The 22,587-nt window shown below is 37.9% G+C and carries 20 protein-coding genes and 1 pseudogene; 8 read left to right on the forward strand and 13 right to left on the reverse strand.

Annotation, left to right across the window (positions count from 1 at the left end):
* Positions 1 to 57: 57 nt before the first annotated feature.
* The 7 genes from recD to AB2N10_RS08040 form a co-directional block, all read right to left on the reverse strand.
* Positions 58 to 1,770 carry an exodeoxyribonuclease V subunit alpha gene (gene recD / locus AB2N10_RS08010; protein ID WP_369434619.1) on the reverse strand — a complete coding sequence of 571 codons (1,713 nt, stop codon included), beginning with the start codon at positions 1,768 to 1,770 and terminating at the stop codon, positions 58 to 60.
* A 27-nt stretch (positions 1,771 to 1,797) separates the two neighbouring features.
* Complete coding sequence (gene recB, locus AB2N10_RS08015) at positions 1,798 to 5,550, reverse strand: exodeoxyribonuclease V subunit beta (RefSeq protein ID WP_369434620.1); 3,753 nt, start codon at positions 5,548 to 5,550, stop codon at positions 1,798 to 1,800.
* A gap of 1 nt (position 5,551) precedes the next feature.
* Positions 5,552 to 8,788 (reverse strand): exodeoxyribonuclease V subunit gamma, encoded by a 3,237-nt coding sequence (locus tag AB2N10_RS08020; protein ID WP_369434621.1) that lies wholly within the window; start codon positions 8,786 to 8,788, stop codon positions 5,552 to 5,554.
* 120 nt (positions 8,789 to 8,908) lie between these two features.
* On the reverse strand, positions 8,909 to 10,162 hold the full coding sequence (locus AB2N10_RS08025; RefSeq protein WP_369434622.1) for a metallophosphoesterase: 1,254 nt from the start codon (positions 10,160 to 10,162) through the stop codon (positions 8,909 to 8,911).
* A 71-nt stretch (positions 10,163 to 10,233) separates the two neighbouring features.
* Positions 10,234 to 10,536 carry a hypothetical protein gene (locus AB2N10_RS08030; RefSeq protein ID WP_354624228.1) on the reverse strand — a complete coding sequence of 101 codons (303 nt, stop codon included), beginning with the start codon at positions 10,534 to 10,536 and terminating at the stop codon, positions 10,234 to 10,236.
* 52 nt (positions 10,537 to 10,588) lie between these two features.
* The gene (locus AB2N10_RS08035) at positions 10,589 to 11,890 is read right to left on the reverse strand and encodes an ADP-ribosylglycohydrolase family protein (protein ID WP_354624227.1); all 1,302 of its coding nucleotides are present in this window, start codon (positions 11,888 to 11,890) and stop codon (positions 10,589 to 10,591) included.
* A 220-nt stretch (positions 11,891 to 12,110) separates the two neighbouring features.
* The gene (locus tag AB2N10_RS08040) at positions 12,111 to 13,373 is read right to left on the reverse strand and encodes a PcfJ domain-containing protein (RefSeq protein ID WP_369434623.1); all 1,263 of its coding nucleotides are present in this window, start codon (positions 13,371 to 13,373) and stop codon (positions 12,111 to 12,113) included.
* Positions 13,374 to 13,537: 164 nt separating this feature from the next.
* On the opposite strand from AB2N10_RS08040, the gene AB2N10_RS08045 reads away from it, so the two are divergent.
* Positions 13,538 to 14,398, forward strand: a complete 861-nt coding sequence (locus AB2N10_RS08045; protein ID WP_369434624.1) for a helix-turn-helix transcriptional regulator — start codon at positions 13,538 to 13,540, stop codon at positions 14,396 to 14,398.
* Positions 14,399 to 14,416: 18 nt separating this feature from the next.
* Here AB2N10_RS08045 and AB2N10_RS08050 read toward each other — a convergent pair whose 3' ends face one another.
* A complete protein-coding gene (locus AB2N10_RS08050; RefSeq protein WP_354624223.1) occupies positions 14,417 to 15,079 on the reverse strand; it encodes a hypothetical protein in 663 nt (220 codons plus the stop codon).
* 563 nt (positions 15,080 to 15,642) lie between these two features.
* Between AB2N10_RS08050 and AB2N10_RS08055 the strand changes: the two genes are divergently transcribed.
* From AB2N10_RS08055 to AB2N10_RS08065, 3 genes are read left to right on the forward strand one after another with little or no spacing between them, the layout of a single operon-like run.
* Positions 15,643 to 15,837, forward strand: coding sequence for a hypothetical protein (locus AB2N10_RS08055; RefSeq protein ID WP_354624246.1), 195 nt, complete (start codon positions 15,643 to 15,645; stop codon positions 15,835 to 15,837).
* Positions 15,837 to 16,265 carry a DUF2787 family protein gene (locus AB2N10_RS08060; RefSeq protein WP_354624222.1) on the forward strand — a complete coding sequence of 143 codons (429 nt, stop codon included), beginning with the start codon at positions 15,837 to 15,839 and terminating at the stop codon, positions 16,263 to 16,265. The genes AB2N10_RS08055 and AB2N10_RS08060 overlap by 1 nt, the downstream gene beginning before the upstream one ends.
* Positions 16,266 to 16,322: 57 nt before the next feature.
* The gene (locus AB2N10_RS08065) at positions 16,323 to 16,883 is read left to right on the forward strand and encodes a tyrosine-type recombinase/integrase (RefSeq protein WP_354624221.1); all 561 of its coding nucleotides are present in this window, start codon (positions 16,323 to 16,325) and stop codon (positions 16,881 to 16,883) included.
* Between the two features lie 89 nt (positions 16,884 to 16,972).
* Here the strand turns inward: AB2N10_RS08065 and AB2N10_RS08070 are convergent, their stop codons facing one another.
* The gene (locus AB2N10_RS08070; RefSeq protein ID WP_354624220.1) at positions 16,973 to 17,170 is read right to left on the reverse strand and encodes an AlpA family transcriptional regulator; all 198 of its coding nucleotides are present in this window, start codon (positions 17,168 to 17,170) and stop codon (positions 16,973 to 16,975) included.
* A gap of 139 nt (positions 17,171 to 17,309) precedes the next feature.
* Here AB2N10_RS08070 and radC point away from each other — a divergent pair, with 139 nt between their 5' ends.
* From radC to AB2N10_RS08085, 3 genes are all read left to right on the forward strand, one after another.
* A complete protein-coding gene (gene radC / locus AB2N10_RS08075) occupies positions 17,310 to 17,786 on the forward strand; it encodes a DNA repair protein RadC (protein ID WP_354624219.1) in 477 nt (158 codons plus the stop codon).
* Complete coding sequence (locus tag AB2N10_RS08080) at positions 17,786 to 18,244, forward strand: DUF2787 family protein (RefSeq protein ID WP_354624218.1); 459 nt, start codon at positions 17,786 to 17,788, stop codon at positions 18,242 to 18,244. Before radC ends, AB2N10_RS08080 begins: the two co-directional genes overlap by 1 nt.
* 299 nt (positions 18,245 to 18,543) lie before the next feature.
* The gene (locus AB2N10_RS08085; protein WP_354624217.1) at positions 18,544 to 19,020 is read left to right on the forward strand and encodes a hypothetical protein; all 477 of its coding nucleotides are present in this window, start codon (positions 18,544 to 18,546) and stop codon (positions 19,018 to 19,020) included.
* 128 nt (positions 19,021 to 19,148) lie between these two features.
* Here AB2N10_RS08085 and AB2N10_RS08090 read toward each other — a convergent pair.
* The 3 genes and pseudogenes from AB2N10_RS08090 to AB2N10_RS08100 form a co-directional block, all read right to left on the reverse strand.
* Positions 19,149 to 19,625: pseudogene (locus AB2N10_RS08090) on the reverse strand (inovirus Gp2 family protein); the annotation flags it as partial.
* Positions 19,626 to 19,630: 5 nt separating this feature from the next.
* Positions 19,631 to 19,828 carry a hypothetical protein gene (locus AB2N10_RS08095; RefSeq protein ID WP_369434625.1) on the reverse strand — a complete coding sequence of 66 codons (198 nt, stop codon included), beginning with the start codon at positions 19,826 to 19,828 and terminating at the stop codon, positions 19,631 to 19,633.
* Positions 19,829 to 20,233: 405 nt separating this feature from the next.
* The gene (locus AB2N10_RS08100; RefSeq protein WP_354624215.1) at positions 20,234 to 20,635 is read right to left on the reverse strand and encodes a hypothetical protein; all 402 of its coding nucleotides are present in this window, start codon (positions 20,633 to 20,635) and stop codon (positions 20,234 to 20,236) included.
* Positions 20,636 to 20,785: 150 nt separating this feature from the next.
* Between AB2N10_RS08100 and AB2N10_RS08105 the strand changes: the two genes are divergently transcribed.
* Complete coding sequence (locus AB2N10_RS08105; protein ID WP_369434626.1) at positions 20,786 to 21,586, forward strand: hypothetical protein; 801 nt, start codon at positions 20,786 to 20,788, stop codon at positions 21,584 to 21,586.
* 715 nt (positions 21,587 to 22,301) lie between these two features.
* On the opposite strand, the gene AB2N10_RS08110 is transcribed toward AB2N10_RS08105, so the two are convergent.
* The gene (locus tag AB2N10_RS08110) at positions 22,302 to 22,586 is read right to left on the reverse strand and encodes a hypothetical protein (RefSeq protein WP_369434627.1); all 285 of its coding nucleotides are present in this window, start codon (positions 22,584 to 22,586) and stop codon (positions 22,302 to 22,304) included.
* Between the last annotated feature and the right edge of the window lies 1 nt (position 22,587).

The following is a 22,587-nucleotide window of genomic DNA, read 5'->3' on the forward strand; positions in this document are numbered from 1 at the left end:
CTACAACATTCAAAGTAGGTAGATTATGGAAAGTCCATCTCACTTATTATATTTTTCTTAATTTTGCTCAATCAACTTCAACTCATTTCCCCAAATTTCCACTCTTTTTTTTGCGCGCGTAATGGCGGTGTAAACGAGTTGTTTGTTGATAATGGGTAGTGACTTCTCGGGTAACAAAAACAGTACCTCTTTAAATTCGCTACCTTGAGATTTATGTACCGTCATTGTAAATGCCGTTTCATGGCTTGGGATTCGGCTGGTATTAATCGCTCTAAACCCTTCAGCAGTGGGGAAATAAACACGCAGGTCACCGTCTCCATGTAAATCCAGGCACAAGCCGACATCGCCATTGTATAGTTTGGTTTGATAATCATTTTTACTTATCATGATAGGACGTCCGTGATACCAATATTGTTCACTTGGAAAGCCTAATGCTTTTTGTGCTATCTCATTTATTTTTTCTAAGCCGCTACCGCCTTGGCGAATGCAGGTTAAAACACAGAAATGTAAGAATGCTTCATTTATCGCCTCAAAGGATTCTCGTGCTTTTAATGCCTGTAAATAATCACCAAAACCCTGTTTTATTTTAATAATAATGGGATCAACTTTAGGGCAATCCCATTTTCTATATTCACTAGCAATATATTCAACCCATGCAATATCAGAAAAGGTTTCATCGGCTAATAATGTTTGTGCCGAGTCAATATCGCCATCATTAATTGCTCTGGCTAAATTGCCAATACCGCTATGGGCATCAAAACGGAAGCTATGTTGTAAAAAGACTAAATTATCAGACAATGGTTGATGACTTGCCTTCACTTTTGTCAAGTCTTCACCGCTTAAGTTAGCTAACTGCTTTGCAAAGGGTTCACTAAAACCATACTGCGCACAAATATCAGCAAATGGGCTACCTGGGCCAACGGGGGGCAATTGATCTTTATCGCCTAATAAAATGATACGCGCATGAGCTGGTATGGCATCAAGCAATTGACTCATCATAGTGGAGTCAATCATCGATGATTCATCCACCACCAAAATATCTAAGGCAAGCGGATTATGCGCATGATGACGAAACTCCACGCTTTGGTGTTTGTAACCTAATAATCGATGCAGTGTTGATGCATTGAGCGCTTGTAACTTTTGCTTGATCTCATCACCGCAGGGCAAGGGGGTAATATTGGCGCGAATAGATTCCTGCATTCGTGCGGCAGCTTTACCCGTTGGTGCAGCTAACATCACTTGAAGTTCACGTCCCCCCGTTTCTTGTGCTTCGTACAACGCTGCTAACAGTTTCAATACCGTAGTGGTTTTACCTGTACCGGGGCCACCAGAAATAACACTAAAACGTTGAAATAAAGCTAATGATGCAGCGACTTTTTGCCAGTTACCACTGCCACTTGCTTGCAACGCTGGATCAAGTGGAAATAAGCGTTGTAAAACAGGTTGCATTTTATCGCAATCAAAAGTGCTCCCCTGTTGTCTTGAAAGCTTAGCAAGTAGTGTTTCAAGCTTGTTCTTATAGTGGTAATAACGGGCTAGGTAAAGTTGGTCGCCGTCAATAATCATCGCTTTGAATTCGTTTGTTTGCCCTGCAATGCCTTGCGTTAATAATTTCTTTGAAAATGCATCGGAGATTGCAACGGATGTTTGCCCCTGTTGCAATGCACTGATTAATTGCTGTAATGCAAGTTGCACAGTGCCAATTTCAGCTTTAGAGCTGGTGAACAATGGCACCACTAAGGTGTTTAACCAATGACTGTGACGCATCATCTAGTTCCATCACGCTAATATTTGAGCTCATAGGTTGTTCTCCATCGTTAACGGCGAATGTACAGGTGATAACGCATTATCAATGGCACAAATTAATGCGACAGGTGGCGTAAAATGATAAATACCCTGCTGTTTTTCACCATTTATCCCCCTTATAAACAGATACCAAGCGTCACCTAACTGTGTATTGGCATCATAATTTTGTAATGTGTTTTTTAGATGGCGATGCAGTGCTACTAAATAGAGAATGGCTTGTAAATAATAATGACTGTGCGCCATTGCCCCTGTCATCGCTTGTTTGTGATAATCACTATGATGCATGCCTAGATGATTTGATTTCCAATCTAGCACATGAAAACGGCCATTTTTATCTTCAAAAACCAGATCAATAAACCCGGTTAAATAGCCTTCTATCTGTTTGTTATCAAGCTGTTTACAGGCAAAGACAAACTCACTTGGCAGGTTATATTCAGGCTTTGCAATAAGCGTGGTGATTTCACTTAGCTGTGTACAACCCGATAATAGAAATTCCATTTCCGGCAGACGCTGAAAAGCAGGCATTTGGCTTAAAATAATGTGGTCGTTATCTAAAGGCGTTTCGATGGTACTTTTTACCATCGCCATTACCGCAGGGATCCAATGATGTCGATCCTCTGATTTGCCCACATTAAATAGCGTTAACTGTTGCAGAATCATCTCCGATAGCGCGTCATCATCCTGTTTTTGGTAATCCCAAAATTCAAAAATGCCATGCAAGGCTTCTCCTGTCATCGCACCACGTGGCAACTCAAAAATAGAATAGGGATCCTGTGTATCTGAATCTTCACTCTCTTCACTAAATGCATCAGCCACTTTTAGCTCATCGTTATGTAACACCACTTCTTCATTGTGTTCTTCGCTATGAGCTTGTTGCCCTTTGGTTAAACCACTAAAACTAGATTGCCACCAGCTTGCTGCTATTTTTTGTTTTGGTAATTTGGCAGATAGCAACTGCTGAGCATCACTGGAAACACGTTTTAAAGGAGATTGCATCTCAACATCGCTAATAATATGCACACTAATATCGGCGGGTATTTTACCTTGCTGTGTATCACCTTTATTAGCACGGGACTGCAGATCCAACACTGCTTGTGAGAATTTCTCAAAACTCATTGTTTTTACCGCACTCGCTAATAAGATAACAGCGTCATCCACCATGCTTTGGTCTGCATAAATCAGCCAAGCCAAGGCTGCAAATTTTGTTTTATCTTGAATATTTGGCCAGTTCAGATATAAACGAAATACCGGACGAGTCAGGGCAACATACAAAAGGCGGATTTGCTCCATTAATGATTCTGTCTGTTGGCGCTGTTTTATCTGCTCATAATCATCGCTAGAAAAATCGATGTAGGTTTTGCCATTATGGTGTGCCGATACGATTTCATCGGACTTCGGATCTTTACCGATGGCAATAAAAGGACAAAATACAATGTTATATTCAAGCCCTTTACTGGCATGAATAGTCACGATTTTTACACGCTTATTATCACTTTCTAAGCGAAGCTGGTATTCATCGTCATCACTGTCTTCACTGATTGCACGCTCTAACCAAGCAACTAATCCTTGCATACTGCCCAATTCACCCGAGAGGCTTTGGATAATCTCTGATAGATGCATTAAATCGGTTAGATAACGTTCACCATTAGCAAGTTTCATTAAACGCTGTGCAACCGAATCCCCGGTACTGTCAACCTGCTCTAACCAACAGCGAAACATACTGCTGAAACCACTCTCTAACCACATTTCTCGTAATGCCCAAAATTTCGCAAGCAACTGTTCCCATTGCTGATCATTGTGTTTCAGTTCAAAAATAGTGTGTGCCTGTAATCCCATTAGCGCATCACCTAATAACTCAACAACATGAGCTTCATTACTTGGCGTTGCGACTGCTTGCATAAGTCTTAACAAGGTTGTGGCTGCAACACTGCTCAACACTTTATCTTTACTGTTTCTAACACTGGCAATATTAAGTGCATCAAGCTCTTTTTTGACAAGATCGCCATCACGATGAGAAGGTACTAAAATAGCAAAATCTCCCGCTTCAACGGGACGAGTACAAGAGCCTTTGACAATATTCGCTTGGCCTTTTTGTGCTTTGCTTAAAATTTCTGCAATTTTAGCGGCTGTATAACGACACGATAATGGATCAGCTTCAGTACGACTAAACGGTTTTCCATCATCTTTTTCGGCTAATACAAAGGTAACTGCGCTGTCTTGGTCGTCTTTGATATCAAGGGTGGCTTTATTAATCGATTTGACCCAATCAAAGTGAATATCTTGACTGATAAAGGCATCATGATCCGTTGCAAAAATAGCATTAACACTATTGACCAAAGCAGGTGTAGAACGGTAATTAGTCCGTAATGTGTATTGATTAATTGTCTTTTTAGCAGCTTCAAAATAGGCATAAATATCCGCACCACGAAAACTGTAAATAGCCTGTTTAGGGTCACCAACATAAAACAAAATAGCATTTTCTTTCACGAATAGTGTATCAAACACCTTCAACTGTAACGGGTCTGTATCTTGGAATTCATCAATAATAGCGGCTTTAAATTGCCCACTCACCGCACTCGCTAGAATTTGTCCATTCGGACCGACTAATGCGTCGTAAACCTGTTGCATCATGTCGTTAAAACCAAGCAGGCCGAGTTCAGATTTAAGCTTAGGTAACTCGCTTTCTAAATACACTAACAATTCAGCACGTAAACGATTTAATTTCACAGCCAAGATTTCTTGCTGTTGATTATCAAGCGCTATCGCTTCATCAAGTAGAGTAAAAAAAGGATGCTTAACTAAAAAGCTGTCTTTACCTTTTTTGACCTTGCCCTTCATCGTCTCTGCGCTGCATTTTTTAGAAAAAGCACACCAATTAAAACGCTGATTATCTAATAATCCATACAGCGCATCTATGTACTGATCCTTTTGCCCTTTTCGATAAGTTGAACCATTTAAGGCGTCATCGAATGCTTGGTTAAATTGCAGCATAATGTCAGCTTGATCTGCTTGCCAAACACTTAATACTTGCTGATACAACTGCTTTTCATCACCTTGTAAAACTGGCAAATCAGGCACATTGAGGGTTACAAAGGAATGCTTACCTATATGGTCTTTAACACTCTCTAATAAACGACTTGGGCTCTGCTTTTTCTCGATTAAATAGGATAACCAAGTTTGGTCGCCTTCATTATCTGCGTCTAATTGCACTATCTTTTTGCGCCAAAAATCTTCACTAACTTGCTGACGATAAGGTGTTTCATCGGTTATCGGTTTTAGATCAAATCGTGTTGACGCTTCAAAACTATAATCATTTAATAAGCGCTGACAAAAACTATGAATGGTATAAATAGCAGCCTTATCAAACTCACTTATTGCTAGTTGAAGCTGTTTTTGAATGACACTAAAATCTTGTCCCTGCTGTGACCATTTATTCTGTAAATCGGCATAAAGATCAGCATCTTCAACCTGTTTATCACCACGCAGAAATAGCAACATATCTTGTAATCGAGAGCGTATTCGCCCGGCAAGTTCAGCAGTAGCAGCACGCGTAAAGGTCACCACTAAAATATGCTCGGGTAGTAACTGTTTTTCAACAATCATACGTAGATACAACCCCGTACTACTCCAGGTTTTACCAGTGCCTGCACTAGCCTCAACTAAATTTGCACCAGAAAGCGCAACATTGACCACATCAAAATCGATACGCGTAGCTTGCTTCGACTGTAGTTTTGTATCAGTCATATTATTTACTCTCCGTTTTCGCATCAAATGTAGTCTCAATTGGTGCTTCAAAAGCCGTTAGTAATGGCATTAACAATGTATTTGACCAATACTCAAAATGTTCACTTTCGATAGGGTTGGTATCGCGGTATAGATATTGATTCGCGGGTTTACTGCCTTCACCCGCATAATTAAACCCATCAGCCCATGCCGTTAATGCTTGCTTCAATGCGTCCTCTGGTACTTTAGGTTTCTTTTTAATCGCGTGTGCGTATTTAAAGCTACAACGATGAAAATACTCAATCGGAAAATGTTGACCAAATAGCATGGCAGCTAGCCAGTGACTTAAATACAGCTCTGCATCTTCAATAGGGCCTAACTCAGCAACCCCATCTTGGCTAATCACTTGTGTTTTTAGTGCGATTCCCGCAGGTTTCACACAACATAAAATCAGATGCTTTAACCACACCTCAATCTGTAAATAATTATGGAACCGGTCGGCAAGTACGAGATGAAATCCCTGCTCGGTGACATCTTCAATGAGCCCATGTAATGACAGTAGCGTTGTTGTTAGCCCCCCTGAGCAAAGCGATGTCACCTCATCTAATTGACTGATCAGTGGAACTTGCATCTGTAACTGAAAAGGGATGGCATCACATTCGGTTAGCGATTTATTTTCCTCAATCGCCTCAATCTGAGCGTTAAGCGTGTCAGCTTGTAATTGATGCAATAGCTGTCCGTGCATCCCATGAGGCATAGCGCCTCCTGCTTGCGCTACTTTCAGAGCACTGGCTATCAATTCTGAAGATTGGCTATTAGGGCCATTTTTAACACACTGCAATACACCTTGACGCACCGCGCTATCTGCAAAGTTTGCTAAATCAAAAGGTTCACTGTTTTCCCACTGAACACTTTCATCAAACAATGACAAACCGAGCGTTTCTCGTAGATAGCCGTTTTGTGGGTTTTTAGCAAATTGTAATAATGCTTGTAAGGATATTTCTCCTTTTATTTCTCCCGCTAAATAGCCAGATGCCAGTTCCATCAACGATTTAGTACCTAGCCCTAATTGCAGGCTGACTTGCAACCACTGCTGTGAATGACTTTGCAAAAGACCAGGCTGAAAGTTGTTTTGACTATAGGCATGCATTGGGTGTTCAATAACATCAAATGGAATACCTAACTGGCGCGCTAATTCACTTAACTCACTGACCAATACAGAGGCGGGTTTCTCTTCGGCTGTATTGATATTGTGCCCGATATAACTCACATATAGCGCCTGCTGTGTTGCGAGTAGAAATTGTAGGGTTTGATAACGAGCTAACTCCCCTGTTTTTCGATCTCCAAGCTGACTAAACTTTTCAATAAGATCAAATCCGGGCTCTCGATTTGATGTTGGCCACGCATCGTAATTCATGCCTAATAAACAGGTGATTTTTGTTGGGATACCTGCCAATGAGTTCATGCCAGCAAAATTGATTGCACCACTCAATCGGCCACTTCGACTCGCTTCAGGCAGATAAGGTTGCAGCGCGGCAGCGAAGGTTGCAATATCAACGCATTCATCAAGTTGACTGTTTTGGGCGGCGCTACAAAGCTTATTAATCGCTTCTAAAATCTGCTTATGCATTGCTTGTTCGCTATCATCGACCGCGAACAGATCATCCATTAGGGTTAATAACAGTTGTTGCCATTGCACAAAGGTTTTTGTCGTTTGAGTGTATTGATGCCATGTAAACAGTAATTCGCAGTAATTAATCAACTCAACTAATACGTTGTAATTACTGCTATCAACTTGATCTGCAGGTAACAGATCATGTTCGCCAAATAGCGGTAAATCCGTTGAGAAAGCAACGGGTAATGCGTAACCTACTAACAGGCGATCTAGCCCTTCACGCCAACTATTTTGCAAGTCAGCAGGTAGGTCTAAATCTGTTTTATGGGCAGCATCCACTCCCCAACGTACCGATGCTTGGTCTAACCAAGTGGTAATCTGTGAAAGCTCATCTTCGTTTAATGAGAATTTATTTTGCACAAGGCGATTACGTAATAATGTTTCCACTTGCTCGCGGGTAAATCGCCACTGATAAACTTCAAGTAGTGTTTGCACACCATTTAACAATGCAGATTGATTCGCCCCTTGATTATCGGCAAATTGGTAGGGTAATAATGCATCATCTCTATCAAATACCGCACGGATAAAGGGACTGTATTTTTCTAAATCCGGTAGCGCAACCAATACATCTGCAGGCTTGAGGATTTTGTCATGTTTGAAACGATTCAGTAGATAATCATGTAACGCTTCTACTTCACGCATCGGGCTATAACAATTACTTAGTACTAGGCTGTGATCATCAGCATGGTTATTAGAATTACTTTCCTGACGCTGATCATCACGTTGTCCTTTGATAGCGACTTGTAATCGTTGTAACTTATTTTTTTGTAGTGGCATCGCTTGATCAACATTTATCGCAGTCACCGCTAAGTTATCTCGTAATACGCCCCATATCTGTTGCCAATTTGCTAGTTGAGGCGCTTCAATCGATGCCTCTGTTTGTGGGGAAAATGCAAATAGATTAACGTCCACTACCTGAGCCAGTGCGTTAAATAATTCGATTGAAACTTTTGGTAAATAACTAATTCCGAACACATTAATCGTAGCAGGCAAGGTTAATTTTTCTGGGCTCTGCGCTAAGGTTTCAATCAACTGTTCAATCAATTGATAACGCGCAGGTTGAACGGAACTTTTCACTAACTCTGCCCATAAGCCTTGTTGCCAAAGTTCATCTTCGCCTAAATTTAGCGATTGACCATCACTCCACGCATCAAGCCAATCTTGCCGAAATAGCTGGTAGTTATCAAATATCCGCGCCGTTTTAATCGCCAGTTTCATGGTGTCGACATCATCACCATTTTCAATATATTGATTTAATCGAGGGTATTGCGCACAAAAGGCTTCATCACTAAATAGCTTAAATATTCGCAGTTGTAACTGCTCAACACCAAAATCACTGTAAGCTTCTAAATTAGGTGTAATTTGCTTAACTAAATTCCAAGCAAACTGAGCGGGCAAAATGCGTTGTACATTGGCTTCAATGCCTTTGGCTTGCGCAAGCTGTAAACTTAACCATTTCGCTATTTTTATATTAGGGACAACCAATGGTTGTGACTGTAACGGGTGGTGAATAACCCCCGCATTTACTTGCAGATATTGAGTAAACAGTTGACCATAATCACTCGCAGTAAAAACATTAAGCATGCATGAACCTTTTCAGTCGGTTAAATAATAGGATAAAAAAATATGACATTATACGTGGAGATTGCCAACGCGCCTCTTTATCACTGGCGCTATAAGAAACTGATATATTTGATAAATAATCTAATTCGCGTTAATACCTAGATCGCTTGAATAGCGATTAATCTTACGCGCGATTATTCCACACCTCTCTTTGTTATTATCCAATAAACTATCAAAATAAGATATATGTAATATATATAAATAACCACTTAACTCTAATGGCGCATATTTAGAAAATAGATAAATGCCACTTTCATAGTTATAATATTCATCTCGACATTCTTCTATGTCATTAACACCAACCGGATCCCATTCAGTCCATATCAATTCACTTATATAATCCTGTAATTGTTTTTCTTTTTCACTCAGCACATCACCTTGTTGTTCACTAAACTGCTTTTCTAAACGAGATAACAATTCAATCATGCTTATATTGCAATCATATTCAAAATTAGGTTTATCAAGGTAATCAAATCTATCTTGCGCCGCGAACAGTTGCTCATTATCTGCATCTAGTTGGGTATCAACACGGTAAGCGACCAAAACATTATCGTCTTTAGCAGCATTGTAATCCACGCAAACCACTTTATGGGTAAGAGGCTCAGGGAGTTCATTTAATGTGTAATGGCCTATCACAACAGGTTTGTCACCTTGATATTCTTGCCACCATTTCACACGTTCTTGAGTTCGTTTGGTGCCAGTTTTATCGATGAAGAACTCACCATCAGGTAACGTTCTCTCAGGCCCTTTCAATAAAATCTCACACAATTCGAATAGTTCATGTTGCTCATTAAAAGCATCAACCCAATGTACCTCTTTTAACGAGTTGTCGGCATTCAGATAAGGTTTAAGACGCTCGATTGCTTGTTCATCCCAGCAAGCATGAATCGCGTTTACCGTTTCAAAACTTAAAAACAGTGGCAAAGATTTAAACCAATCAATCCATCTATTATGCTCAGCAGAACCCTCACCAACGGCATTTAAGAAAGCTCGATGTTGTTTAGTATTTTTTTCATTATGTGGACGGCAAAACTCACCATTTTCATTTTTTGAAGCCCAGCCAATCGCATTAAACTCATGATTTCCTAATAAACAAAGAGCATGACCATTTTTCTGTAGTGACTGGACTCTTTGTAACGTAATAATATGCTGATCATTGTTAGTTTGTTTGTTATCAATTAAATCGCCAATAAAGACTAACTTCGCTGTTTTACATTCAGAGTCTGGATCTGTATCGTCAAAGTCGATTTCTGTTAATAACGCCTCTAGCTTTGTGTGTTGTGCATGAACATCACCAATAAAATATATGCTTGAAATATGATCGTCTAACTGCATTCTTAATCCTTTTAAATCAATTTAGCGAAGGGCTTTACTCGAGGGAGAGCTTTCTTTCTACATCACAATTTTTATGTTTTCTGTAATTGTCGAGAACAGTACTCATGGCTTGAAATCAGCCCTTCTGTATTATCGACTCCAACAGTGCCACCATAGGGTTCAACTCCCAATGCAAATCGACGTAGATTAACCTTAAGCTGGTACTGCTCATTCATTGGATTTTCACCACGTTTTCGCGCTTTGGCTTCAACATTGCTGTCATAATAAAAATCATATTCTTCGGGAAAAGTTTTGCTATGTAATTCATTTAGAGGGCGATTTTTCTCTGCTTCTAGCGCACATATTTCTTTATTTCTTTGCTTTTTATTGCTCATATCTTTCCCCTTTATTATTTATCATGTATTAGCACTTACCCTTTAATCAGCTTTAGCCTAATGCCTCCTCGCCAGTGAGCAAAAATGATAAGCGTTTTAACCACAATTGCAGTGAACCATCTCTCTTAAAGTTATCCCATACGCCGTCAGAAAAACGATCTTGACGAATAATTGCAGTAATACACTTAAGTGCATCGATATAACTCATATTATTAAGAAACGTGATTTTTTCTTGTCTATCCTCTAAATCGTCATGTTCCAGTGAAATACCAAGCAGATGCCTAGATTCAAAATACGGCCAGTCAAACTCAGTCAACATGAGCTTATGTTCATAGAGCGATATATATATTTTGTCGCAAAACTCTTTTCCCTCTAGCCCTTCTAAACTATCGAGGAAAATATGGCTTTGAGATACAGTCGGAACAGTCGCTAGAAGAGCAGCTGTCTCGGTTAACTTCTCCTGCCAAGCAAGTTTATCTAACCAGTGCTTAGGCAGTGCCTCTACGCCATAAAATGCCCCAGCAAGTTGCCCATATATTGCCGCAGTAGTATCTGCATCATCACCTAGATTAGCCGCTAATAGCGCGCCCTCTTCAAAACTATTCGAGTTTGCAAAAGCCCATAATGCTGCTTCTAGTGATTCAACGACAAATCCTGTTCCAAATATCGAATCTCGTGACTTGCGTAAAAACGAGCCTTCTACAATTGCCATAATATCAGGGTGTAAATCATCAAACGCAGTTGATAACCCATCGAATAAGTTTTGTTTATCAACATTCTGCTGACTAAATAACTGATACAGCAACCATGTCATTACTTGGCAAGATTGATAGGCGCGGATTTCACCATGAGTGGTTAATGAACTTTGTTTTGCAGCCTCTAACGCATCCGTTAAGTTAACCCCTTTGCTAGGCGCAAAAAAGATAGCAATGGGTGCTAAGCGCATTAAACTGCCATTACCTGCACTATAATCAGCGGTCGAGCCTGCATATGCATTACCTGTGGCGGCATAACTGCGCAACGCACTCGATACTGTATTGCCAATATCAAAACAACGCCCTGTTACTGAGTTTTCTCCCTCTTTCCACCAGCGAACATAACGTTGTATTTGATCTTCAAGGGAACATTTACCCGTTGCTAACAGGCTATCAGCAAGGCACAGAGCCATGGACGTATCATCTGTCCACTGCCCTGCTTGTAAGGAGAATGGCCCACCACCATTCATATCAGTGATCGGAGCATAACTATCTTTGCTTTTAAACTCTAAGGTCGTGCCTAAAGCATCGCCAAGTGCTAAGCCAAGCAAAGCGCCTTTTGCGCGAGAAATGAATTGTTCAGATTGGATTGGTTGCAATATATAAACGCCTTATGTGATGAGAAGGAGGACTTAGGTTACTGTTAACTGAAATCTCTCAGCAAGATAATTGTAGTATTTTTATCTGACCGCTGATAGAACTGAATACTTTAACATGTCGCAAAATCAAGCAGGTTAATCTTTACATTAGCACTTGTATTTAAAGTAAAAAAATATGCTACAAGTTAATTTAATAATTTTATTGCCTTTAAGCAAACGCTTAATTTCTTGATTGAAAATCAGTTATTATCTGCCTTAAACAAGCGTAACTTTCTGGTGATGGTTTTTTATTGTTGGCAAGTTTAAACTGAGTGACAGATATTTTTTCACCTCGAATTTTAACTTCTACGGTCGCGCGCTCAGGACTCAATAATTTATATATATAGCTACGTTCTTCAAGTAATATACGAGAGTAACTTCCTACACAATGATTCATAAAAATGCCTTCTTCAGAAAGCTCCGTGCAATTTTTTATTTGTATAAATGTTGGCAGATTGCCAATCGGACAAATTGGGAAGTCTACTTCTAATAGTTCATCATTTATTAACAAATTTTCAGTATTATCTATTGCATTTCTACGTAAAAAAGGAGGAATGTCGCGCATTGCTTCCAATGCAGCTAATCGTCCACGTTCTGAATTATTAAAACGGGTTACCCATTTATCATGGAGTTGTGTCAGTTTCTGAGAATCTTTAATTGCTAGCCACACTTTCGGCTCAAATGTTTTATCTAAAGCACGATGCAACCGATGAAGATCATCATAAGTTTCACTAAAGTTTGCGAAGCGGATTAAATTATGCTGAATACTTTTGTCTGCAATTATTTCATTAAGCAGTAACTTACTATTGATAAAATAAGGACGTTTATGAATGATCCTTAAGGCAATCATTGAAACGCTTTTCCAATGATTAAAAGCATTAATTACACGGGTATCTTTAAGCATTTTTAACAGCAATAAATACTCACCTTCACTGCCATTAATTAACTTAATTTTATTAACGAGCTTAACAAGTCGTTTTGACTTAATTCCAAATAATATTTCAACAATGTTTGCTCTTTTCAATTGTAATATTTTTGCTACTTTTGAGGCAGACCAGTTTGCATACCCAGCAAAACAAATGACTAGCCAGCATAGATTTGGAGAGCGTAATAAAATGGCTTCTAATTTAGGATATTGCGCAACTAATCTTAATAAAGAAAACTGTTTGTAGCTAAAACAAGAAACTGCCTGACGTATTGGTAGCGGAATTTCATTAACAAATAATTCAACTGCATCACGCTGTTCACTACCATAATTGTCCTCGTCAGATGCTAAAAAAATGCCTGCATCTTCCTCTTCAAGTAACCATCGGTCTTCTTCAACAGTAAAAAATTGTAAGCCATCAGACCAATTAGTAATTTTAAATTGAGTGTCATAGCCACTTCGTAGCGTAACGACCAACTCACCGGAATCACCTAATTCAACACGGTTTTGATCAAGCATCGATTATTCCTTTAATACCATCAAGATTGGATCACAATTCAATATCTTAATTAAATAATTAATTGCATTTAACTTACCTACTTAGTATATGTACACAAAAGCGACATGCAATGGCTGGATACATTGTCATGTCGCTTTTTCAGGCAGCAACTATGGAGAAATTGATGAATAAAGAAATAAGCAAGTCAATTAGATGGGAACAATTACTTCGTTACCAACTTATTGAAATTATGGCGCTATGGGAAGGCAGAATTATCACAAATCATCTACGTGGTGCTTTTGGCATTGGTCGGCAGCAAGCTTCGAAAGATATAAACTCTTACATTACACAATATCCGAACAACCTTGAGTATGATAAAAAAGCAAAAGGTTATATACCTTCAAAGACGTTTCAGCCTCAATTTACCATAGGTACTGCAAATGAATATTTGCAACTTCTGAACAGTAATAAAGCATTAAAAAGTGTTTTTGAAAAATCAGAAATGCCAGCTTCTTATACCGAGGTGTTAACCGCTCCAAGTCGATCTATATCTTCAGAGATCCTGCGCCCGCTCATCAAATCTTGCCGTGAGAAATTACGTCTAGAAATCACTTATTGTTCGATGACCACTCCGGAAGGAGAAGAAAGAATCATCTCACCACATAGCTTAGTTTTTAGTGGGTTACGCTGGCATGTTCGTGCTTATTGTGAAAAACATCGCGACTACCGAGATTTTGTCATTAATCGTATTTCATCAGTCGATGAAGAGATGGGAGAAGCCATTGAAGATGATCAAAACGATTTGCTATGGCATCAAAAAATAGAGATTGAGGTTTGCCCTAATCCAAATTTAACCACGGCTCAGCAGGCACTTATTGCTCGAGATTATAATATGGATAATGGCGTGTTAACTTTGCTTGAACGTGTTTCAATAGTTCAATATGCACTTGACCAATTACACGTTTATTGCGGTGAAGTTGATGCCGACAATTTTGAACATTTAGTTTTAAAAAACCGACAGCAACTCTTCGAATACATAAAATGAAATCACAGTTAGACAGAGTTATATACTTGAATCTATGACAGGATAATAAGCATCTCCCCATAATGTGTCAGGATTATCCATCATAATTTCGATGATTATAGGGACAAGTTTGCCTAATAAATGACAACCGTCTCTCATCTGTTCACGATTCACTTTACTTTCATATGTTGCACCACCATGAATTAACTGATTACGCATTGTATAGATACGATCAAATAATATGGCTAACACATTTGCCGTATTTTCTTGCCCTAACGCTTTATTAGCATAGCTCTTCGCTTGGTTAAAACGTGATTTCCATTGTTCTTCGGTGATAAGCCCATTTTGAAAATCCCAAAAAGGCTGAAATACATATTCATTATCTAATAATATCCGTATCGCACCTGCAAACTCTTGCCAAACAATTGTGGATAATCGACTCTTTTTATCTAACTTGCATAATTTATTGATGAATTTATCGAAAGTTTGGTGTTCTGCAATGCGATAAGCTTTATCTACATCGTTTGCATAGGCCGAATTGAATGCTATCCATAAAAATATGAATTGTGCATCATCATCTCCTTGGCAAGCTTCAGCCTTTTTAAGCCAGCTTAGTGCTCGATGTACTCTCAAACCAAGATTGTCAGGATAAGCATGCCTTTCATCACGCTGACGAGCTTTAAGTTCAGCAAAACAATTCATTTAAAACACCAATCAGTAAGTTAGTTAATAGTGAATGGCTGATATTACTAAATTACACATCAATTTTATCAAGCCTAAGTCAAAAATATGAGTGTCATTTATATTTTTTAGATAGACATTCATCTTTGTTCGTATATGGATGAACTCAGGACTATTTCAGTCTATGCTAATAAACTCAACGGACCTTGTCTGATAACTGATTAACCACCTTGCATCAGGTAGACGCTACTGATGATAAACCATTGCTTTAAGAGAACAACCTCCTTCCAGCTTACCAAAAAAAAACAATCACTTAGATAGTCATCAAAATTCAATAAATATTGCTAATTATCAGTAGGTTATGTTTTATATTAGTAATACAATGAGATTGATAAATGCTGGTGGTAAGTTTAATGATTATCTATTTAATACACTAAGGAGTATTAAAATATTTAAGATCAAAGGACATATTCGATATTTTTTATCGCTTGAATTTGTTCCATTAATAATCGTATTCTAGTTTTTTAGAAACCTATATTACCAATGTGCATATACCCATATTCGGGTTATTAAAGGAGTCTATTATGCACAATAAAGCACAACACAATTATCCTCACCAGCAACCTATGACCGAGCATCAAATTTTAGAAAATTCAGCAGAGATCATTGATAATAAATTTACTGAGAAAAATGCATTAACAATATTTGACGTTCGCGTATTGGACAATATCGTAATTGACCGTGATCCTATTTCATTTGCTGAGCGAGGGTTAATCTAATGGATATTAAATTTAATCAAAGTGTCATTAAGATATCGAACCGATTGTTCGCGGTATTAAAACAAGCAATAGAGCGTCAAGTTGTTAAAAGGGAGGTTTCACAGATTACCTTTAATTACCGTGATAGTAGTTATTCCTGTGACGCTGGTGGTTATCACCCTGTTGAGATAGCACTACAAAAAGACCAGGAAAGTAACAGTTGGAGTTTGTTATACATTACGGACTTTTGTTATTACGGTCACCCGTACGCAGAGCTATGCAAAGATCTCGACTTTGATTTTGAAACCGAGTTTTTCATGGGTGTTTATACCCCTCCCCGCCCAATGAGCCAACCAAGTGTTAAAGAGATATATAACCTTTGGCAGGATAACTTTTTAAGTTACCTGGAATATGGTGCGTTTGATGAAATAGAGGTGAATGCATGTTGATGAAAACTCAAGTTCCTAATTTAGCCTTTTATGAATCAGCAAATAAGGAAGCAGACTATGCCTGAAGTCCAAGCAGTGAAAAGTCTTGATACGGTTAAGCTCATTAGCCATCTATTAGAGAGAACCTATAGTAAGCAAATGTCTGATGTGTGGAATGTAGGATTAAACCTTGCTCTACGGATATCTGATTTACTTTCCATTAGGTTTGATGATATTAATGGTGATCGGCTGGTGGTCAAAGAATCCAAAACAGGAAAATTAGCGAATATTAAACTAAATCAGAAGGCTATTAATACCATTGAGCAAATACAAACTGAACATCCTGACCACATTTATCTATTTCAATCTTATCGTAATCAACAAGCCTTGAATAAAGATCCTAAACCAATCACTAGAAGAGCCGTATCTCAAGCCTTTGCTATGATAGGTAAGGAAGTCAATGTATCGTTAGGAACGCACTCAATGCGTAAGACAAGAGGCTACCATCTATATCAAAAGACTAAAGATATAGCACGAGTAATGAAAATGCTTCGCCACTCTTCTGAAGGCGTAACACTACGTTATATTGGCATTACACAGGATGATGTTGATAAAGACTTTGTTGATTTGGAGATTTAACAATCACTATATTCCACAACTGACTACACCATAACAGTAATAACTAAATGATAAGGACCGTATATGTGTACGGTCCTTATCATTGCAACCTAGCTTTGTGCTTCTAAATCATCACGCTTAGCAACACGCTCTAACATCCAATCGTGAATTTCACTTTCAATCCAGGCCACTGCTCGGTCCCCTAATGATACGGATTTAGGGAAGTGTTCGTTCGCAATATATTTATAAACGGTAGCACGACCCAAACCAGTGATATTCATTACTTCTTTTAATCTGATGAATCTCATGAGAATTATCCTTATGTTATTTCCTCATGCAATTGCTCGGTTCTGTTTTTTTTCACGTATTGAATAAAGTTCAAGATTATTCGAAGCCTATATCACTTCTATGCATGGTCCCGCTATTGGGTAATCAAAGGAGAGAGTGATGCACACAAAATCAAACCACTGTTACGAATTGAATAAACCAATGAACGAACACCAAATACTGGAAAAAGCGGCTGAAATCATTGCTACTAAGTTTGCTGGTGGCGATATGTTTACTGATGCAAAAGCAACCAAGGATTATTTAACCTTTAAATTAGCTAATTATGAAAAAGAGGTGTTTGCTGTAATGTTGTTAAATACCCAGCATCAGCTGATTGAATACCGGGAGCTATTCTTTGGCTCGATAGATAGCGCCAGTGTTTATCCGAGAGAAGTCGTTAAGACAGTGTTAGAAGTAAATGCCAGTGCAGTGATCTTCGCCCACAACCACCCATCCGGCATTGCGGAGCCCTCAGAGTCTGATAAGCGTATTACCAGGCGGTTAGTCGATGCTTTAGCACTCATTGATACTCGAGTGTTAGATCATGTCGTGGTTGGCCGAGAGTCTGTCTCATTTGCTGAGCGGGGCTTGATCTAATGGATATAAAATTAAAGCAGGGTGTTTTTTATCGATGCAGTAAGTTGTTTATTGATTTAGGTCGGTTTCTCAAAGAATGTGTTATCAAGATCTGTCACAAGCTGTTTGCTGTTTTAAGGAAAGCTATCAAACAAACCGTTAAAGATGATATTTTGCAATTCATATTTAACTATCTTGATAGCCCTTACCTTCGAGAGTCAGACAGTTATGATTCTGTTGTGTTATCTAAGGCAAAAGGTACATTCAATGGAATTGAGTTCAACCGTGACGGCGATTCATATGCAGGGATGGTTGGAGAGTTCGACTTTGACTTTAGCTCCGAAACGCCTTTTGTTCCTTACTCACAACTAAGTTTAATAATCGCTCATATCAAAGCTATTTTTAAATTGTGGGTGAACGACTTTTATAACTTTCTAAAATATGGTGTTTTCTATCCGATAAAGCTGAATGCCTGGTGAGGCTCATTTCAACTTCCCAATTTAGCATTATGGGAACTTGCAAACCCTTATGTAGCAAGGGTTTGCTCTCGTCCGCCCCTCTCAAGTACTCAATTCTTCGTTTCATGATAAAAAAGGAAGTTGATTATGTCTGAGGATCAAGCAGTGAAGGTTTAACACTTGGTCATATCAGTATTACTCACAAATAATCTTGATAAAGACGTTGCTTAAATAACAATTTAACCACCTATTTAAATTCCATTCTAGCCTGTGCATAAAGCACGGGCTTTTTTATATACAAAATTCAAAAGGAACAAACCATGCCATATTTGACCCGTGTTAATACAACACAAGAAGTTGATTTAGAAATAGATCTGATTGAGCTGGCATATAACCATGTCGATTCGATTCAGGACTTAGAAACGCTATTGGAAGGGATATCATCACACACTGTTGAACAGTATAAAGACAGTCTTAAAGAAAAATCGAAAGAAGAGATTTACGATAATATAACTTGTACCCAAAAATTAGCTGAATTTATTGATAATATCGCCGATTCAATTACAGATGACTATCGACAAAATATCATTGATGAAGAGATTAACAAGCGACCTGTGGATATAGTTGATGCAACTTGCTCTGCTACAGATGATGAACTGCAAGATCTACTTATTTGCATATTGAATCAGCATCCTAAAGCACTACATCAATTTCTAACAAGTCAGCACAAGGTAGTAAAGCTTGCGATGATTGAGAGTGCACAGGCATTGCTGAAGGAGTTAGAAGATTACTTCTAGAGTGCACCTTGAGGGGGGATTCGCCTCCCCCTATTCTATATTATACTGAGGTTGTTAGCTGAACCTCCAATCTTATCAAGTCAGAAATGGTTATCAATGGTGATCCAGCTAGTAATCACAATTACGTTCTAGGACTGGCTACAGCTAAATGTTCTTGATCCCCCTCTGTAGTCTTTGGTCTCTACTTTGGCCATATAACTAGCTCGGCGTAAGAGCTCCCCTTCCGAACCTATTTTATTAAGCGAATAAGTTGCATTTTGTGGAATGTATACCAAGTTCGGATAGTTCTCTACCCAGACACCCAATGCGCTGGCCCAAGCTTGCCTAATGCGGTTAACCATTGAGTCAGCCTCGTAATCATTTAAATTTCCTAAATAGGGAGGAAATACGTCACCATTGAGCAAAATTAATACGTGGTAGTGATGCTTTCCATCCTGCCCTAGTTCCCTACACCAGAAGTATCTCACCGTACAAGGGCGTAATGATATTCGTGCTTTTCGTCTTTTCTCTAGATTGTGTTTAATACGGGCTTTGAATGCATCGATAAACCTTGAAATCACAGCAGGATCGATACGAATTAAGCTAGTTGGAGAATCTCGATCAAGTAGATCTAAAGATGACCTACCAGGAAACCTAAGGTCAAAACGGAAAGCAAGCGTTTTGGGTGCTCATAGATAGAATTAGTAATTGTTGTATGTAATGCTTGTAATGCCTTAATATCAAAAGGCGCATATTCCTCCAATATAGGCAGATCGTTGAATTTGCTTTCGTTGTACTGTCTGGATTGTGGTAGTTTGTATGTGTTCATTATTGCTCCTATGCTTTAGTGTTCACATAGGAGTTGTCGCCACTGTAATAAATTATTTTTTAGGATGTACTCTTACTACCCCTTCCACTCATATTGCTCTATGATTTATTATAATAAACTAACAGCACATTAAAGATGATACATCTACCTTCCTTAACTAAGCTATATGGGGTGTCTCTAATCAATTCCGGGAAATTATTACTCTGGAGTTATTTTTTAGGTCATATGTGGAAACAAGTAATTTACCCCCCGTAAATGTAAAAATAAATCTTACTGTTTTAAAAGACAAGTTCCCATAATATTGTTTGAAACCTGCGATTTGGAAATTGCAATATTTATTCCTAGTCAGAAGCTTAAACATAACTCGATAGATAAAACCAAAACTAATCAATTCGTTTTAAATAATCACACAAAACCATTTTGCTCTTTCTGTTGTTCGGCACTTTTCGATAATTCTTCTAGCTCATCTTGAATTACCTTAAGCAAAGCTTCCATCGTTTCGTCACTAAGAGGAAGCTCCATACAAATACTATCAACACCTTCAGATATAAACCTCTTCTTAGTTACCGAGTTAAAATTAAACGGTATCTGATTTTGTATACAGATATATGAAATTCTCGCTAAAGTTCTTCCTGCAGATTTTACACTCCCAAATTTCACAAGTTGAGGGTTAGCTCCTCTCTGATATTCAACTTCATAATGCTGATCTACTTTTGGGTCCATTAATGTTGGGTATAAAATAAATTCACCTTTAACAAAAAGTCGCAAAGCACCTTTAGAACTAACATACATTTCCACATCAACCATTATAACACCTTGTTTTATAAAAAATAAAAATAATACCAATTACGTTTAAATTACGAAATATACACTTTAATATTACTATTTAAACATACTTAAATTTTTAAATCATGATATTATTAATTTTATTATAATTATATAAATTGGTATTTTAGTATGGATTTATCATTAATTAACGATTTAGTAAATTACGAATCTTCTGATTGTGAACTGTCATGGATTTATCAAGAGATTTATACGAACCCGTATAAAAGAGAATCGAGTACCGTACCAGTGACACGAGAAGAGTACTTTCAAGAAATTCACCAACATCTCGAAAGCAGGCATTTCAAAGATTTATCGACCAGAGTTTCCTACGTACAAAGCATTAAATTCAAGTGCAAAGTTGCCCTTTTAAGTGACTCAGAGTTTTCCTGGATAAACATAAAAGACTCCCGTCAAATTCTTTGGCTATGGCTACAACTTTATTTCAATAGAAAAGTTGCCTTAACTACTCTCTCGCGTAGTGAAACGGGTAGGCACAAAGAAGCAATACGCGCCATCGACACAATGAAACTTAGTACAGAACAAAAGCTTGCATATTTACTTGATTTAAAATCAAAATGGATGGTTCAAATAGCTATTGATGCGCGAGAACTGTCTTGGCTACGACACAAAGACAAAGGGGTATGCTTATGGGCTGAACGCTACGTGGGCAAACAAAACAAACCACCTATAGATACAATTTTAAGCAATTTATGCTTGGATCCCTATCTGCTAGTAATGGGATATATTGATACCAGGACAAATGAATATAAATTTGAATTCATCAGAAAACTTAAATCAGCCTGGATTCAAAAAAATCATAGAAAGAAAGTTGTTGATAAATCCAAGAATGCTTCAACAATCAAACTTTCACAAAAACATGCTATGTTGCTAACAGAGATTGTGGCTACTATAAACACGAGAGCACTGTAAAAACGCTCGAGTATTTATTAGAAAGTGAGAAATCTAAGATTAGCAAAAACTGGTTATAACAACTTTACTACTTTTTCTTTACTTTAATATTTAAAGTAAATTGACACTAAAGACCTTTGGTATTCCAAACTAAAGTAGAATATAAAATAATTGTTATTCAATATGTTATGTTTGAAGATGGTGGCTAAATAAAAATGACCTTAACTGAAGTTAGAGAGACGTTATATAAACCAAAGATTGAATCTAATAAATTGCCATTGGTTATATCGACTAGCATCATCTTAGAAGTTTAAATAGAGCATATGCCTATTTCAAATCATCACGTTTGGTTACTTCTGATAATGACATTAAACGACAATAGACAGAATGAAAGGAATCTAAAGTAATACCGAAAGTAATACCAATTTATTTTAAAATTACTTTACAGTTAATTATCAATAGATTAAACATTAAATAATAACTCCCCCATCTCCACCACCTACTACAAAAGGCTGATTTCCTCAGGGATTTCAGCCTTTTTTGTTTTATATGGCTAATTTGTACCACATTTTGTATCACAGGCTGTATTGCTGATAACCTTATTACTCAATGATATTCAATCTATTGTACAAATTTAAAATAACTATTATTCTGGTCTAATTTCCCCTTTTACCACTAGCCCAAAATAACCAAAGAGATCTCTATTAAAGAAATAACAGTTAGCGCCAATTATTTATTACTTTTGTCTCACAAATTTTTTAAATGCGATTAAAGTAGTAACTCCAAATAATAAAATGAACAAAATGTTCGGTCCAGGCACAGGGAAAATAGCATTATCTAATCTTAAAGAAGTTTCATTTTTCCAACCATCAGATCCAGATTGATTCTTCATATTTAAAGAAAAAAGATAACTACTACCTTCAGATAGAAACAAATTAAAAACTTTCGCGTCAAACATAGACAAACTACCAATACTATATTCTATTGTATTGCCTTGAGTGATATCCGTTAAACTAAACATG

The organism is Psychromonas sp. MME1, assembly GCF_041080865.1.
In the GTDB taxonomy this organism is placed as follows: Bacteria; Pseudomonadota; Gammaproteobacteria; order Enterobacterales; family Psychromonadaceae; genus Psychromonas.